Annotated in this window: 10 protein-coding genes; 3 read left to right on the forward strand and 7 right to left on the reverse strand. The window is 70.6% G+C overall.

The annotated features are described in order from the left end of the window. Positions 1-202: 202 nt before the first annotated feature. A complete protein-coding gene (locus tag BKH28_RS11200) occupies positions 203-1,162 on the forward strand; it encodes an alpha/beta fold hydrolase (RefSeq protein WP_075418869.1) in 960 nt (319 codons plus the stop codon). 147 nt (positions 1,163-1,309) lie between these two features. Further along, positions 1,310-2,380 (forward strand): alpha/beta hydrolase, encoded by a 1,071-nt coding sequence (locus BKH28_RS11205; protein WP_178388875.1) that lies wholly within the window; start codon positions 1,310-1,312, stop codon positions 2,378-2,380. A 19-nt stretch (positions 2,381-2,399) separates the two neighbouring features. Here BKH28_RS11205 and BKH28_RS11210 read toward each other — a convergent pair whose 3' ends face one another. From BKH28_RS11210 to BKH28_RS13590, 4 genes are all read right to left on the reverse strand, one after another. Beyond that, complete coding sequence (locus BKH28_RS11210; protein ID WP_075418871.1) at positions 2,400-3,047, reverse strand: response regulator; 648 nt, start codon at positions 3,045-3,047, stop codon at positions 2,400-2,402. Then, positions 3,044-4,294 (reverse strand): sensor histidine kinase, encoded by a 1,251-nt coding sequence (locus BKH28_RS11215; protein ID WP_075418872.1) that lies wholly within the window; start codon positions 4,292-4,294, stop codon positions 3,044-3,046. Before BKH28_RS11215 ends, BKH28_RS11210 begins: the two co-directional genes overlap by 4 nt. A gap of 43 nt (positions 4,295-4,337) precedes the next feature. Then, the gene (locus BKH28_RS11220; protein ID WP_178388876.1) at positions 4,338-6,317 is read right to left on the reverse strand and encodes a serine hydrolase domain-containing protein; all 1,980 of its coding nucleotides are present in this window, start codon (positions 6,315-6,317) and stop codon (positions 4,338-4,340) included. Between the two features lie 174 nt (positions 6,318-6,491). Further along, the gene (locus BKH28_RS13590; RefSeq protein WP_075418873.1) at positions 6,492-8,588 is read right to left on the reverse strand and encodes a hypothetical protein; all 2,097 of its coding nucleotides are present in this window, start codon (positions 8,586-8,588) and stop codon (positions 6,492-6,494) included. Between the two features lie 412 nt (positions 8,589-9,000). Here BKH28_RS13590 and BKH28_RS11230 point away from each other — a divergent pair, with 412 nt between their 5' ends. Continuing rightward, entirely contained in the window at positions 9,001-11,547 is a 2,547-nt protein-coding gene (locus BKH28_RS11230) for a bifunctional lysylphosphatidylglycerol flippase/synthetase MprF (protein ID WP_075418874.1), read from the forward strand. 141 nt (positions 11,548-11,688) lie between these two features. Here BKH28_RS11230 and ppdK read toward each other — a convergent pair whose 3' ends face one another. The 3 genes from ppdK to BKH28_RS11245 form a co-directional block, all read right to left on the reverse strand. Continuing rightward, positions 11,689-14,394 (reverse strand): pyruvate, phosphate dikinase, encoded by a 2,706-nt coding sequence (gene ppdK, locus BKH28_RS11235; protein WP_075418875.1) that lies wholly within the window; start codon positions 14,392-14,394, stop codon positions 11,689-11,691. A 139-nt stretch (positions 14,395-14,533) separates the two neighbouring features. Beyond that, positions 14,534-14,971: a putative glycoside hydrolase gene (locus BKH28_RS11240; RefSeq protein WP_225792351.1), complete on the reverse strand. Its 438-nt coding sequence runs from the start codon at positions 14,969-14,971 to the stop codon at positions 14,534-14,536. 147 nt (positions 14,972-15,118) lie between these two features. Next, positions 15,119-15,565, reverse strand: a complete 447-nt coding sequence (locus BKH28_RS11245; RefSeq protein WP_075418876.1) for a universal stress protein — start codon at positions 15,563-15,565, stop codon at positions 15,119-15,121. Between the last annotated feature and the right edge of the window lie 63 nt (positions 15,566-15,628).

Consider the following 15,628-nt stretch of genomic DNA (forward strand, 5'->3'; position numbering starts at 1 on the left):
CTCACTTCGACAAAAACTTCAGAAACGACGCGGCTCCGGGTCGTTTCTGAAGTTTTGGTCGGTGGGTGAGAATTCCGTCTTGGCGTCTCTTCCAGCGAGCGGTGGAATCATGGGGGTGTGAACGCAACGAGCGAGCACACGCCGGTGGACGCCCCGCCCACAGCGGCCGCCGCCCCAGAGACCGGATGATGAGGGGCCCGATATGAGACGCGCACTGCCCACCGTGGGACTCATCGGCGCCGGGGCCGTCATCTACGGTGTTGCCCAGGCCCTCGGCCTGAGACGAGCACGTGCCGCCGCCCGCGCGCGGCTGGTCGCCCACCCGGTGCGAAGGATGGCACTCAGTCGCGGCGACGTCGCCTACATCGACTGCGGACCGAAGCCCTCGGGAGGCGGCGCTGGCCCCGACCGCGGCGGTCACTGCGAGACGATCCTGTCGGTTCACGGACTGTACGGCGGATACGACCAGGCCCTCGACAACGTCGGGAGCCTGTCCGAGCACTGCAGAATCCTCGCGCCGTCGCGCTTCGGCTACCCCGGCAGCACTGTGCTGGGCAAGGCCTCACCGGCCGACCAGGCCACCGTCTTCACCGAGCTGCTCGATCACCTGGGGATCGAGCGAGTGTTCGTCCTCGGAGCGTCGGCCGGCGGCACCCCTGCCATCCGCTTCGCCCTGGACCACCCCGAGCGCGTCACAGGACTCATCCTCTTGAGCTCGGCGGCGCCCTGGCCGTCTCGGCCCTCCAGACCGCCCGGCCACATGGGACCGCCGGCGCTCATGAACCACGACTGGATCATGTGGCTGCTCTCGCCCTTCTTCGGGCCCGTCCTGGGCATGGACCCCAAGACCATCCACGGCATGCTCCCCCTCTGCGAGCGCAGGACGGGGGCCGACATCGACGCCTCGATCACCAACCGGGACATGGCGGTGCACTTCGAGGACTATCCGATCGAGGAGCTGAAGCCACCCGTCCTTCTCCTGCACGCCCAGGACGACCGAGTAGCGCACTTCGCTCCCCCGGCGGGGCACGTGCAGTCCTCCATGCACCGGTACCCGGAGCTGACGACGGCGATCTTCCGCACTGGCGGTCACCTCATCGTCGGCCACGGCCGCCAGGTCGAGGACACGATCCTCCGCTTCATCGGCCAGCACGCCGGCTGACGCCGGTCGCGTCGGGGACAACGTGACCTCAACTTCGACAAAAACTTCAAAAATGACGCGGCTCCGGGTCGTTTCTGAAGTTTCGGTCGGTGGGTGAGAATTCCGTCTTGGCGCCCCCTTCCAGCGAGCGGTGGAATCATGGGGGGTGTGAACGCAACGACCGAGCACGCGCCGGTGGAAGCCTGGGGACCGGACTTCCTGGGCCCGGGCTTCGAGGCCCGCACCCTGGAGCTGCTGCCCGACGACGAGGACGACGGCGCCGTCGCCACCCTGGTGCGCCACCTACCGGCCCTCGACCCCGGCGCCCTGCCGGGCACCCCCACCAGCCCGCGCTTCATCTACCTCTACCTGCACGGCTGGAACGACTACTTCTTCCAGACCCACCTGGCCCGCGAGATCTCCCGCCTGGGTGGCGCCTTCTACGCCCTGGACCTGCGCCGCTACGGCCGCTCCTGGCGCGAGGGCCAGATGCTGGGCTGGTGCACCTCGCTGGCCGAGTACGACGAGGACCTGGGCCTGGCCCTGTCCGCCATCCGCGCCGACCAGGGCTGGGAGACCGAGGTCGTCCTGTCCGGCCACTCCACGGGCGGGCTCGTCGCCGCCCTGTGGGCCGATCGCCACCCGGGGGCCCTGCGCGCCCTGGTCCTCAACTCCGCCTGGCTCTCGCTCCAGGGCTCCGAGCTCGTGCGCACCGTCGGCGACCCGGTCCTGCGCACCCTGGCGCTGCGCGACCCGCGCATGTCGATCCTCGACGGCTGGGTCGACCCGGCGCGCGTCTTCTCCATCGCTGACGGCTGGGTCACCGAGCGCGACGGCGAGCTGCCCGATCCCGCCTGGGCCGACGACCCCTACGTGACCGGCTGGGACATCAACCCCGCCTGGTCGATCAAGCCCTCAGCCCCCGTGCGCGTCGGCTGGCTCCAGGCCGTCATGGAGGGCCACAACCGCGTCGCCCAGGGTCTGGACATCCGCTGCCCGGTGCTGTCCATGGGCGCGGCCACCACCCGGCTCGGGGTGACGTGGACGCCGGAGTCGCGCAGCGCGGACACGATCATCGACGCCGACGCCACCGCCCGTCGCGCCGTCATGCTCGGCAAGCTGGTGACCATCGCCCGCTTCCCCGGCGGCGTCCACGACCTCACCCTGTCCGAGCCTCCCGTGCGAGAGCAGGTCTTCTCCGCCTTGCGCCGCTGGATGTCCGCCTACGTGCTGCGCTGAGCCCTGCCCGACAGGCGGCTCAGGCCAGCCCGTTGCGGTAGGCCCACACGACGGCCTGGACCCGATCGCGGGCGCCGATCTTGGGCAGGATCCGCGTCAGGTGCGACTTGACCGTGCTGGTCTCGACGACGAGCTCGGCGGCGATCTCCGCATTCGACATGCCGCCGGCCAGGAGCTGGACGACCTCGCGCTCCCGCTCGGTGAGCACACCGAGCGCCTCTCGGTTCTCGACCCGGCCCTGGCGGCGGGCGAACTCGGCGATCACCCGCCGGGTGACGCTCTGGTCCACCAGGCCGTAGCCGGAGGCCAGGCGGCGCACGGCGTCGACCAGCTCCTCGGGCTCGCAGTCCTTGAGGATGAAGCCGTCCGCTCCGGCCTCCAGCGCGCCGAAGACGTCGGCGTCCATGTCGAAGGTGGTGACGACCAGGACCGCCGGGGTGCCGCCCTCCCGCTCGGAGACGATCTGGCGCGTGGCCGTCAGGCCGTCCCCCTCTGACATCCGCAGGTCCATGCACACGACGTCGGGCCGGGTCGCGCGCACCACGCGCACTGCCTCCCTGCCGCCGGAGGCCTCGCCCACCACCGTGATGTCCTCGTTCTCCTCCAGCAGGATGCGGAAGCCGGCGCGGATCACCGCCTGGTCATCCACCAGAACTACCCTGATCACGCGTCCTCCTCCCGGGCCAACGGCAGGACCAACCGTACCCGCCAGCCTCCGCCCTCCACCGGGCCGGCGTGGAGCGAGCCGCCGACGGCGTCGGCCCGTTCCCGCATGACCGTCAGGCCGGTGCCGCCACCGGGGTCGGTCGAGGCCCGGTGTGCCGGGCCGTTGAGAACGGTCAGCTCGAGGGCGGTCTCCAGACGTCTCACCTCCACCGTGATCGGGGCTCCCGGAGCGTGCTGCAGGGCGTTGCTGATCGCCTGCTGCGCCACCCGGAAAACGGCGGTGTCGGCCCGCTGCGACAGGACCGGTATGCGAGCGGCGGTATCTCCCGAGGGCGCATCGCTGGAGGTGCTGTGGGTGGTCGCATCACCCGGCTCGTCACCCAGAAGGCCATCGTCGAACAGGTCAATGTCGACGCCGAGCGCCCGGGTGGAGGCGACCAACTCAGGCAGGTCGCGCAGTCCGGGTGTGGACTCCTCGACCTCCTCGTCACTGCGCAGCAGGCCCACCACGGAGCGGAGCCCGGAAAGGGTCTCCTTGGCCTGTCGGCGCAGCTGCTGAACCGCGTCCCTGGCCGTCTGCGGGTCGCGGTCGATCAGTCGCTCGAGCGCGGCCGCCTGCACGACGATCCCGGCCAGGTGGTGGGCGGCGACGTCGTGCAGCTCTCCGGCCAGGCGGCGGCGCTCCTGGATGAGGGCCACCTCCAGCTGCCGGCCGTGCTCGCGCCTGAGGAGCTCCTGGCGGGAGTGCTCGTACCTGCGGCTGCTGGCCAGTGCCACCCCACCCAGCATCGGCACCAGGTAGATCGCCAGCGTCACCAGGGCATTGACCATGTGCAGCTGCCACGGCTCGGGGGATCGTCGCCAGATGTCAACCGCCGAGTATGCCAGGGACAATGCGGTCAGAAGAGGCGCCGTTCGGCGCAGAGGAAACCGCATCCCCATACTGAAGGACACGACGAGCTGGCCGTAGCCGCTGGCGACGTAGCCCGCGGGAAGCAGCAATGATGTCGCCACCTCCGCCGACCACACCAGCGCCTGACAGACCAGGGGGCGACTGCGCCACAGCACGAGGGCCAGCCCCTCGGCCGCGAGCGGAATCGCCGTCGCGGCGAACCACGGCCGAGGGCCGACCGGCACCGAGGTGCTCGCAAGGAACGCCACGGCCGGCTGAACCACGGCGAAGGTGAGAGCCAGCAGCACGTCGTTGCGCCGGATCGGGACCGAGCTGGTGGGATCGGACAGGCTCATAGCTGCATTGTCGCCGACGGGCACAGGCCTCGACGTTCCCCGGTCACAGTCCGAGCCTGGGTACCAGGGCGTTGCCGGCCCAGGCCCACCAGGCCAGTGCCACCAGTGCCGCCAGGAGAACGGACGACATGGCCACTCGCCGCCAGCCCGCCCAGCGCCTCAGGGACATCACGAGGTCGGCTGCTGCCGGGATGACGGCCACCACGCCCAGGGCCTGGAGGACCTGGGCGCCCCGTACCACCGGGACGACCCAGGCAAGGGAGCCATAGCCCACGATAGAAGACTGAACGGCTGCGAAGACGACGAGTATCACGATCCAGGTGACCTGGGAGGCCAGCGCCATGGCCCCGCCGCCCCGAGCCACGCGGGTCAGCCACGACGCCGGGGCGTCGACCTCCCGGCCCCGCGCGAGGGCCCGACGGCGCCGCAGCGCCCCGACCGGCCAGGCCACCGTCACCACCAGCAGCAGGACCAGGCAGATGCCGAACACGGGAGCGAGCATCTGCTGAACCGGCGTCATGGGGATCAGGGTCAGCGCCGGCCCCTGGCTGAGGCTGACGACCTTGCCGTCCTCAACCTGGGCGGCGAAGGCGCTGCGCCCGTCGACCTGCCGCCAGACCCAGGGCTCGACCTCGACATACTGAGTCTTGCCGTCCTTGAGTCCCCCGTCGCCCGTCTGCTCGATCGTTGCCGGGAAGAGAGTCGGCACCCAGGCCGCCGCGAAGGAGGCCCACGGGACTCTGCTGGGCACATAGGAGCCGGCGACCTGGCGGGCGCGCTCGGCGGAGTCCTTGCTGCCGGATGCCTTGACCGTCTCGCCGGGGAAGTAGCGGTCGGCGAAGCCCTGAGCCAGGTCCTCGCGCAGGTTGTTCGAGGAGTCGCTGTCGTTACCATCGCCGTTGTAGGAGATGAAGATGCCGGTGCTCTCCTCGGGGTAGAGCTCGAACTGGGAGTGCCACCCCACAATGTCACCGCCGTGCCCCACGACTCGCCGGCCGTGACGGGAGAGATCGAAGTAGCCCAGACCCATCTCCCCGGCCTTGGCCCGGTTGCCGAGCCGCTCCTCCCCCAGCCCGGGGGACCACATCTGCTCCCAGGTCTCCTCACGCAACAGCTTGGGCGAGCGACTCAGCTGAGCGTTCATGAAGGCCGCGAAGTCCGGAGCCGAGACAGTCAGCGAGCCGGCCGGGAAGTCACCCATGAGCTCGAAGGGGACCTCCTCACCCGTGGAGGTGTGGCCCGGGCCCAGGGAGCCGGCCATATCCTTGGACAGGGGCTGCTCATAGGTGGAGGAGGTCATGCCCGCCGGCTCCAGGACGTGCTCACGCACATAGGCCTCAAAAGGCTGACCACTCACCCGCTGCACAATGTAGCCGGCCAGGGCCATGCCGTAGTTGGAGTACCCCGGGGTGGTCCCCGGCTCGAAGACCTGCACCGGCGGATTGGTCTTGACGTAGGCCTCCAGGTCCGTCTCGTCCTGAGCCATCCGGATGCTCTCCTCGAAGCCCGCCGAGTGAGTCAGGAGGTTGCGCAGGGTCAGGGGCTCATCGAAGCGCCGCTCGATCTCGAAGTCCAGGTAGGCACTGATATCGGCGTCGAGATCCACTTTGCCCTGCTCCACCAGCTGCATCGCCGCGATGGAGGTCGGAATCTTGGAGATCGAGGCCACCCGGAAGAGAGACTTCTGTGGGTCCACGGCCACCGGCTGACCGCCCGAGGCACCTGTGTCAGCCCAGCCGTAACCACGAGTCGTCACCACCTGCCCGTCCTTGACCACCGACACCACAGCACCCGGGATATCCCCGTTCTTCAAGGCATCGGGCAGTTTCCCGTCCAGCCATGCGTTGACGTCCTCGGTCGTGAGCTGATGCTTCCCCGCAGGCGGCTCACGCGGCGGCAAACTGGCCGACGACGACGTCGACCCACAAGCGGTCAGTAGGGACAGTGAGGCCAACAGGGCCACCACGACCAGGGCCATGGCCCTACGCGTCACGTTGCGCGTCATGCTGCGCGTCGCGTTCATGTTCATCTCCCCGGCCCGCGTGATCGGGAAAGCCGCGAGCCACCTCCAGCCTCGCGGCATCGGGCGGCTCTCCTCTACGGGCGCAGGATGTCAGGTGGTTTACGACCTACGACGTAAGGGACTCGACCGCACGGACGAGCCGACCGGACAGTCAGGTTCAGGGCCAGGGGGATTTCAGAAGCTGCGGTCGGCCAAGTCGTCGCGGAGGTCCCCCAGGTGGGCGCCGTGCACCCCTACGCGCCACACGCGCCAGCCGTCGGCGTCGGTAACGGCCTGGGCGGCGTTGGCGGCCGACGTCGGGTCGGTGAAGGAACGCCCGTCGGACAGGGTGATGACGCCCTCCACCGACAGGGTCGCCTCGTGGTAGATGCCTCGGCGCAGCCGCTGCCAGACGAGCTGGGTCGGTTTGCCGAGTGAGGCCGCCACGGCCGCCAGCTCCGCGGTCTCCTGGACCAGGAGGGACTTCGAGGGGTCACCGCCCAGCGCCTCGGCCACAGGGTCGAGGGCGTCGGCCGACCCGCGCAGCGGCTCCCAGGACACGAGCGGCACCGCGCCGGTGGGCGCCTCCGGGCGGGCTTCGTTGGGGGCCACGGTGGACCATGCCTCCGCGGCCCGCACCGTGGGCCCGCCGTTGTGGGAGTCGGGCGAGGCGTCGGCCTGCGAGCCGGGCGCGGCAGAGGAGGCGTCCGGCTGAGCGTGCGCCGCCCGCGAGCGCCGTCCCATGCGGGTGCGCGGATCGAGGTCGTTCAGGGCATGACCGGTCTGCGGGACTCCTGCGGCATCGAGCGTCTCGTCGGAAGTGGCGCCGAGCGGAGCGGCGGAAGGCGCCGAGCCGGCCGACGCCGCTGAGCCGCTCCCCCCGGACAGGCTGCTCCCGCCGAGGATGTCGACACCTCCGGCCAGGGCGGCTACTGCCCGCTCCTCGACGCTGGAGTCATCGGGGAAGTCGGGTCGGCCTCCGCGACCGGCGCCGGCGGGCTCGTCACCCAGGTCGACGACGGCGGGAACGGTCACAGTGTCGCCGCTGAGGATGTCGGCCAGATCCTGACCGACGTGACCGGCGCTTCCGGCAGCGTTGGGGGCGCCACCGTCGTGGTTGGAGTCACCGGGGCCGTCCGTGGGATCGGATGCAGCCGGAGCCTGGGAGGCGCCGGCGAAGCTCTCCGGGCCCGGATCAGGCCGGCTCCCCGTGGCCTTATGGTCGCCCTCAGCGCCGTGGGCAGCATCGGGCGCGGTGTCGTCGGTGGTGTCCTTGGCCGGGCTCTGAGCGGGGGCGACAGGGGCGTGGGAGTCGTCAGCGGGGCCGTCGGCGGCGCCTTCATCCGGTTCGGACGCCGCCTTCCCGGCAGGCTGGGTGTCGCCCACCTCGCCGGGGTTCTCGGGCCGGGGCTCGTCCCCGCCCTGGGCGGGCGGCTCGTGCACCTGGGGCTGCTCGGCGGTCACGGCCACCGGCTCGAACAGCTCGGAGAGCGCATCGGCGGCCCCCGTCGCGGCGAAGGCTCCTGCCGGAATAGCGGCGCTGCTGTCTTCGGCACCCTCCGCGTCGGGGGCGTGCGCCGGCTCTGAGGGCATGACGATCTCGATGGGGCCGGTGACCGGGCTCATGTGCTCGGCCTGCTCAGTGACATCGATGGCACGCGAGCCGGCGGAGGCGGTACTGGCCGGACCGGCGGAGCCGGCCAGGGCCGGGCGGGGCGCACGGGCCACGAGCAGCGGCCCCCCGGCAGCCACGTCCATCCCGGAGATCTTCTCCACCACGACGACGATGCGGGACTCGTCCACGATGCGAACGTCCACCTCGTGGATCTCCAACCCGGAGGAGGACAGCACTCCCAGCCCTCCGACGACGTCGGGCTCCAGGGCGGCACTCAGGATGGTCAGACGCGGGCCGGCCTCGACCTGAGCGGGCATCGCCTCGCGGAACTCGTTCCAGTCCTGGCTGAAGGCCCCCAGCCCGCCCGCGTACCTGCTGGCGATCTCACGGCGGCCCGCGGTAGCGGCCTGGGTCAGCCGCGACATGGCGGCCAGCAGCCCCGTGGAGTCGACGCTCTCCAGGACCTCGACGACGACGACCTGCCCAGTGGCGTCCAGGGCGGTCAGGCTCGCTCCGGCATCGACCTCCTCCCATGACAGGGGGAAGAGCGGACGGCGCAGGACATCGACGATCTGCCGCTGGATGGCGACCAGACTGTGGGACAGGGTGATGGTGTCAGCGGAGCGACCCAGGCGCACGGGCAGGAGGTGGTTGCCGTCGAGCTCGTACATGGCCATGGATGGGGCCGCCTTTCCTCGTCGTCCTGCTCCGCGATGGCCCCCAGCACAGGTGGACACGCGCATGGCCGGCTCACAGTCGAGTCGCCCACGAACACGGTGCCCAGCCATCCTGTCACGACCGCCAGCACACGGCAGACTATCTCATGACAGCAACAATGAGTGGGCCGCCGACCCATCACATCGGCCCGCACGCAGTGAGAAAACCGTGGGAGCACGGCCAGATCAAGGTTATCTCCGAGGGTTATCCCCGATCCTTGGAGAGACCGGTCTCATGGTTGCATCCACCTCGAGGTGGATGAGGATGCCCGAGAAGTGGACAAGAATGTCGGCTGGTCGGCTCCCGGCGGGGAGCCCTGCCATCCTCTATCGCATCACCAACCTCCCATCACCTACCGTCTGAGGAGCGTTCATGCCGTCGGTCTCGTCCACCACGACTCCCCCGGACGCACCCGAGATCGCGCCCTGCCCGGCGTCCTCCTCCGCCCCATCACCGTCATCCTCGCCGGCGGCCCCCGCGCCGCAGCCCTCGCGTCTGCGCACCTACGCACACCGAGGCTGGCGGGCCGCACGCGCCTGGCTGGCCCCCGCGCCGGCAGCGACCACCTGCGCCGCACTGACCCTCATCATCGGGATCGTCCTCCTGCCCTGGGGGCCCCAGGGGCAGATCGCCCTGTCCGCCTACATCCACCGGCCCCAGCGGGTGTGGACCCTGTTGACCGCCTGGGCGGTCCCCGGTCACCTGTTGCCGCTGAGCGGCAGCCTCATGCTGCTGTCCATCGGCGTGCTGCTGGAGCGGCTCCTGGGCACGCGACGGTGGCTGGCCACCGCCGCCGTGTCCTCCGCCGGGGGGATCGTCCTGGCTCAGGCGCTCTACCCCCTCATCGGTCGCGTGTGGGACACCTGGTCGCCCTACCTCATCCACGCCCCGATCCAGGGCATCAGCCTGCCCACCGCCGGCCTGGTGGCGGCCTCCACCAGCGTCATGCGCCCGTCCTGGCGGCGTCGCACGCGTCTGGCGATGTTCGCCGTCCTCGTCGTCTCGGCCGCGGTGACCGGAACCGTGGGCGCCCTGGCCCGACTCGGAGCCGGCGTCATCGGCCTCATCATGGGCATCATCCTGGAACGCGGGCAGCAGACGGCTCCCTCCCAGGAGCTGCCCCGGCGCGTAGAGCGCGAGCTCGTGGCCTTCCTGGTGGCCTGCTGGGCCGTGAGCTGCGCCCTGGCGGTGGTGAGCAACGCCGCCGGCCCCCTGGCCGATGCCCGCTACGGGCTCACCCCAGCCATCCTGCCCAAGGACGCCGTCATCTACCCCGTCGAGCAGCTCCTGATGTGCATGCCGGCACTCCTGCAGCTGGTCCTGGCCGACGGTCTGCGCCGTGGGCGCCGCTCAGCGGCCCAGGGCACCATCGCCCTGCAGATATTCCTGGGGATGTGCGCGGCCCTGTTCGCCCTGGTGGAGAAGATCGGCGAGCAGTCGCCCGAGTCCGGTCCCACCACGGCCCGGCTCCTGGACAGCTGGCTGCGCTCTGGGCACCTGCTGGTTCCGCTGCTGCTCAACATCGTGGTCATCAGCCTCGTCGTGTGGACAAGAAGCCGATTCACCCTGGGGTCGCGCCCCGGCGTCATTCGCCGCGCCGTCATCGCCTGGGCCCTGACCCTCCTCGGTGGGGCGGCCCTGACCGTCGTCGGGGGCCTGCTCATGTCTCAGAACTTCTCCCCCTACGCGACCTGGCCCGCCCTGCTGGAGACCTACGTGTCCTACCTGCTGCCCGTGAGTACCGGCGGCATCGTGGGTCTGATCGTCGAGCCCCTGACCCCCGTGGCCTACCTGCTCACCGCCTGGGTGCCGGTCCTGGTGTGGCTCCTGACGATCCTGTGGGTGTGGCTGGCTCAGTCCGCTCCCGCCCGCACCCAGGTCTCCGACCGGGAGGAGCTCGTTAACCTTGTGCGCAGCCGCGGCGCCGGGACCCTGGGGTGGATGCTCACCTGGGAGGGCAACGAGGCCTGGGTCAACGAGGCGGGCACGGCCGGCTTCTCCTACCGGCCCAGCCGCGACGTCGCCCTGACGGTCGGGGACCCCGCCGCAGACGACACCGATGTGGACCAGGCGGTGCGGGACTTCGCCGACTTCGCCACCGACGCCGGACTCATCCCGGCCCTGTACTCGGTGCACGCCCCGGCGATGGAGGCCGCCCGCGCCATGGGCTGGACGATCCTGCAGGTGGCCGAGGAGGCCGTCCTGGACCTGCCGGACCTGGCCTTCCGCGGCAAGGCGTACCAGGACGTGCGCACCGCCCTCAACCACGCCAACAAGGAGGGCATTGAGGCGGTGTGGACCACCTTCCGCGACTGCCCGGCCGGCCGGCGGGACCAGATCCGGGCCATCTCCCAGGCCTGGGCCAGTGATAAGCCGCTGCCGGAGATGGGCTTCACCCTGGGCGGCCTGGCCGAGCTCGACGACGCCGAGACGCGCCTGCTGCTGGCCGTCGACACCGACGGCACCGTCCACGGCGTCACCTCCTGGCTGCCGGTCTATCGAGACGGACGCGTCATCGGCCTGACCCTGGACTTCATGCGACGCCGCGAAGGCGGTTTCCGCCCCGTCATGGAGTACCTCATCGGGCGCGCCGCCCAGGACGCCCAGGCCGAGGGCCTGGAGATCCTCTCCCTGTCCGGGGCGCCGCTGACCCGCTCCGCCCCGGCCGACGGCGGCGCCTCCTCGCCCTTCGACCGGCTCCTGAACCTGCTGGCCTCCGTGCTGGAGCCGGCCTACGGCTTCGGCTCCCTGCACGCCTACAAGCGCAAGTTCAAGCCGCGGGCGGTGCCCATGTACCTGGCGGTTCCCGACCTGGTGGACCTGCCCACGGTGGGGATCGCCATCGCCCGGGCCTACCTGCCCGACCTCAAGCCCTCCCAGACGGCGCGCTTCGCCCAGGTGCTCATGAACCGGGACTGAGGCCGACGCCCACGACCAGGACCACGGCGCGGGCCGCGCAGTACAGACGCCGGAGCCGGCCGGCTCATCCCTCAGGGGGGGGTTGAGCCGGCCGGCTCCAGGGTGGTGCGGCCTCTCAGCGCGTCCCGGGCCTGCTCGGGTCTAGTCGGCCTTGTCCGCGACGGCCGCGCGCCCGGCCTCCAGGCGGGCCACCGGCACCCGGAAGGGCGAGCAGGAGACGTAGTTCAGGCCCACCCGGTGGAAGAAGCCGATGGACGCGGGATCCCCGCCGTGCTCGCCGCACACGCCCATCTTCATCGTCGGCTTGGTGGAGCGGCCGCCCTCGACGCCCAGGCGCACCATGCCGCCCACGCCGTCGGTGTCGATGGTCTCGAAGGGGGAGACCCCGAAGATGCCGTCGTCGGTGTAGTGGCCCACGAAGGAGCCCTCGACGTCGTCGCGTGAGAAGCCCCAGGTGGTCTGGGTCAGGTCGTTGGTGCCGAAGGAGAAGAAGTCGGCCTCCTCGGCGACGTGGGCGGCGGTGACGGCAGCGCGCGGCAGCTCGATCATGCAGCCCACCGGGAAGTCGAGGGCGTAGCCGGAGGCCTGGGAGACCTCCTGCAGCACGTGCTCCACGCGCTCGCGCGCCAGCTGGAGCTCACGCACCGACCCGATGAGCGGGATCATGATCTCGGGGTGCGGGTCGCCGCCGGCCTTGAGGCGCTCGACGGCGGCCTCGGCGATGGCGCGCACCTGGAGCTCGATGAGGCCCGGCATGGTCAGCAGCAGGCGGACCCCGCGCAGGCCGAGCATCGGGTTGGCCTCGTGGTTCTTGCGCACCACGGCCAGGAGCTCCTCGTCGGCAGGGTCCAGCTCGCCGCGCTCGCGGTCGACGGCCACCTTGACGCTCAGCTCGGTCAGGTCCGGCAGGAACTCGTGCAGCGGCGGGTCGATGAGGCGCACCGTCATGGGCTTGCCGTTCATCGTCTCGAACATCTGGATGAAGTCGCCCTTCTGCAGCGGCAGGAGAGCGGCCAGGGCGGCCTCGCGCTCGGCGTCGGAGGAGGCCAGGATGAGGTTCTGGACGAACTGCTTGCGCTCGCCCAGGAACATGTGCTCGGTGCGGCACAGGCCCACGCCCTGGGCGCCGCGGTGGATGGCGTGGCGGGCGTCGTCGGGGGTGTCGGCGTTGGCGCGCACCTCGAGGCGGCGGACCGCATCGGCGTGGCGCATGAGGCGGTCCACGGCGGTGACGAGCTCGCGGGTGTCGTCGTCTCCGGCCGCCTTGAGCGCCTCGTCCAGGCCACGACGCAGGTAGGTCATGACCGGGGAGTCGACGACGCCGACCTCACCGAGGAAGACCTCGCCGGTGGTGCCGTCGATGGCGATGATGTCCTCACTGGTGAGGACTTCCTCGCGCCCCGCGATGCGCAGGGTCTTGCCGGCGGAGTCGACCTCGAGGGCCTCGGCGCCGCACACGCAGGTCTTGCCCATGCCACGGGCGACGACGGCGGCGTGGCTGGTCTTGCCGCCGCGGGCCGTGAGGACGCCGGCGGCCGCGACCATGCCGGGCAGGTCGTCGGGGTTGGTCTCGCGGCGCACGAGGATGACGGAGTCGCCCTTCTCGGCGCGGGAGACGGCCTCGTCGTTGTCGAAGGCGATGTAGCCCACGGCGGCGCCCGGGGAGGCGGCCATGGCGCGGGTGAGCAGGTCGCGGCTGGAGTCGTCGTCGAACTGGGGGAACATCAGCTGGGTGAGCTGCTCGCCGGAGACGCGCGTGAGGGCCTCGTCCATAGTGATGAGCTTTTCGTCCACGAGCTGGGTGGCCACACGGAAGGCGGCCGCGGCGGTGCGCTTGCCCACGCGGGTCTGGAGCATCCACAGCTTGCCGCGCTCGATGGTGAACTCGATGTCGCACAGGTCGCGGTAGTGGGTCTCCAGGCGGCGCATGATGGAGCGCAGCTCGTCGTAGGAGGCCTTGTCCAGGCGCTCGAGGTCGGCCAGGGACAGGGTGTTGCGGATGCCGGCGACGACGTCCTCGCCCTGGGCGTTGACGAGGTAGTCGCCGTAGACACCGGTGCGCCCGGTGGAGGGGTCGCGGGTGAAGCACACGCCGGTGCCCGAGGTCTCCCCCATGTTGCCGAACACCATGGTGCACACGTTGACCGCGGTGCCCAGGTCGTGCGGGATCTTCTCGCGGCGGCGGTAGATGTGGGCGCGCTCGGTGTTCCAGGAGCGGAAGACGGCCTCGGTGGCCATGTCCAGCTGGGAGCGGGGATCCTGCGGGAAGTCGATGCCCGCGTGCTCCTTGACGATGGCCTTGTACTCCTCCACCAGCTCCTGGAGGGCGTCCACGGGGAGCTCATAGTCCATGGAGACGCCCCGCGCGTCCTTCTTGGCGTCCAGGGCGTCGGAGAAGTGGTCGCCGTCGATATCCAGGACGGTCTTGCCGAACATCTGGATGAGGCGGCGGTAGGAGTCCCAGGCGAAGCGCTCGTCGGAGCTGGCGGCGGCCAGTCCCTTGACGGAGACGTCGTTGAGGCCGATGTTGAGGACGGTCTCCATCATGCCGGGCATGGAGAACTTGGCGCCGCTTCGCACCGAGACGAGCAGGGGGTCCTCGGCGGCGCCGAGCTCGCGCCCCAGCTCCTCCTCGACTCCACGCAGAGCGGTGGTGACCTGAACCGAGAGCTCCTCGGGGACCTCGCCGCTGGCCAGGTAGGCGCGACAGGCGTCGGTGGTGATGGTGAAGCCGGGGGGAACGGGGAGATCCAGCCGGGTCATCTCCGCCAGGTTCGCTCCCTTGCCTCCCAGGAGGTCCTTCTGGTCCTTGTCACCCTCGCTGAAGCGGTACACGTACTTGGGCATCCTTGCCTCTTTCGGTTCTTGTGGAACTAGGGACTCCGTGCACGCGCAGGCGCACACGAAGCACTCTATGTGACTTCGGTCCCATGTTGCAGGTGACTCATCCAGCCGCGAACAGGGCTGCGCCGGCCGGCCCCGGGGCTTAAGGGCGCAGCGCCAGCAGGCCGGTGTGTCCCGGCAGGGTGATGCGGGTGGACAGGGGCTCGCCGTCGGGCGCCCCGGTGGGGCCGGGCAGGACCAGGCCGGCGGGCAGCTCCAGCGTCGCCTTCTCCTCCCCGCTGAGCACGACGGCAGCCAGGCCGCCCTCGAACTCGCGCACCCAGGCTCCTGAGGTCCTCCGGGGCCGTCCCAGCGGGCGCCCCAGGTCGGCGTCGAGGGCGGAGAACCAGGCAGTGCGGGAGTAGTCGTCGTGACCGGTGGCAGCGTAGGCGCCCTCCCCCGCCCCGAAGACCCAGAAGGCCGCCAGTCCGTAGAGGCCCGGGGAGCGGCGGGCGCCGGCCATGGAGCCGCCTCCCCCGCCGTCGGGGGTGCGCACGATGGACAGGCCCGGCCCGCGCAGGACCCCGAGACGCCGAACCACCGGCACCCGCTCACCCCGACCACGCCCTCACACAAGAAGAACCTCAAAACATAGCGGCGGATGCCCGCCACACTTCCGCGTGGCGGGCATCCGCCGCCGGTCCGATCGCGCAGGATCCGACGCGTGCGTCCGACGTCTATCCGGCGACTAGGGAACGACGACGAGGACGTCGCACTTCGACTTGCGGAGCACCTGGACGGAGACGGCTCCGAAGACGCGGCCGAACAGCGAATCGACGCCTTTGGATCCGACGATGACGAGGTCCGCCTCGGTCTCCAAGGTGACGAGGGTGACGGCATCGACCGCCGTGCCCTCGACGACGACGCCCTGGGCGAGGGCGACGCCGCGCTCAACGGCGGTATCACGCGCCTTCTCGACGACGGCGTAGGCCTGGTCCTCGGTGAGCCCGACCCGCACATCGGCGACGGGGGCAAACTCGTTGATGCGAGCCTTGTCCCGCGCCGAGACGGGGTCGAAGCCGGCGACGAGGAGAAGAGCGGCGTCGCACAGGCGAGCCATCTCGCAGGCGCGATCGATGACGTGGGTGTTCGCCTCGACATCGCCGACTCCGGCGACAATGGTGGTATAGGTCACGGATGACATCCTTTCGTGGGGCACCCGGTCAGGCCACGGCAGTCTCAGTGGCGGACACGGCGG

This window comes from Actinomyces oris, from assembly GCF_001937665.1.
Taxonomy (GTDB): domain Bacteria; phylum Actinomycetota; class Actinomycetes; order Actinomycetales; family Actinomycetaceae; genus Actinomyces; species Actinomyces stomatis.

Bases quoted from the DNA above. Each gene is read 5' to 3' on its own strand.
- BKH28_RS11200 (WP_075418869.1), top strand. From the start codon at position 203: ATGAGACGCGCACTGCCCACCGTGGGACTCATCGGCGCCGGGGCCGTC.
- BKH28_RS11215 (WP_075418872.1), bottom strand. From the start codon at position 4,294: ATGAGCCTGTCCGATCCCACCAGCTCGGTCCCGATCCGGCGCAACGAC.
- BKH28_RS11220 (WP_178388876.1), bottom strand. From the start codon at position 6,317: ATGAACGCGACGCGCAGCATGACGCGCAACGTGACGCGTAGGGCCATG.
- BKH28_RS13590 (WP_075418873.1), bottom strand. From the start codon at position 8,588: ATGGCCATGTACGAGCTCGACGGCAACCACCTCCTGCCCGTGCGCCTG.
- BKH28_RS11230 (WP_075418874.1), top strand. From the start codon at position 9,001: ATGCCGTCGGTCTCGTCCACCACGACTCCCCCGGACGCACCCGAGATC.
- ppdK (WP_075418875.1), bottom strand. From the start codon at position 14,394: ATGCCCAAGTACGTGTACCGCTTCAGCGAGGGTGACAAGGACCAGAAG.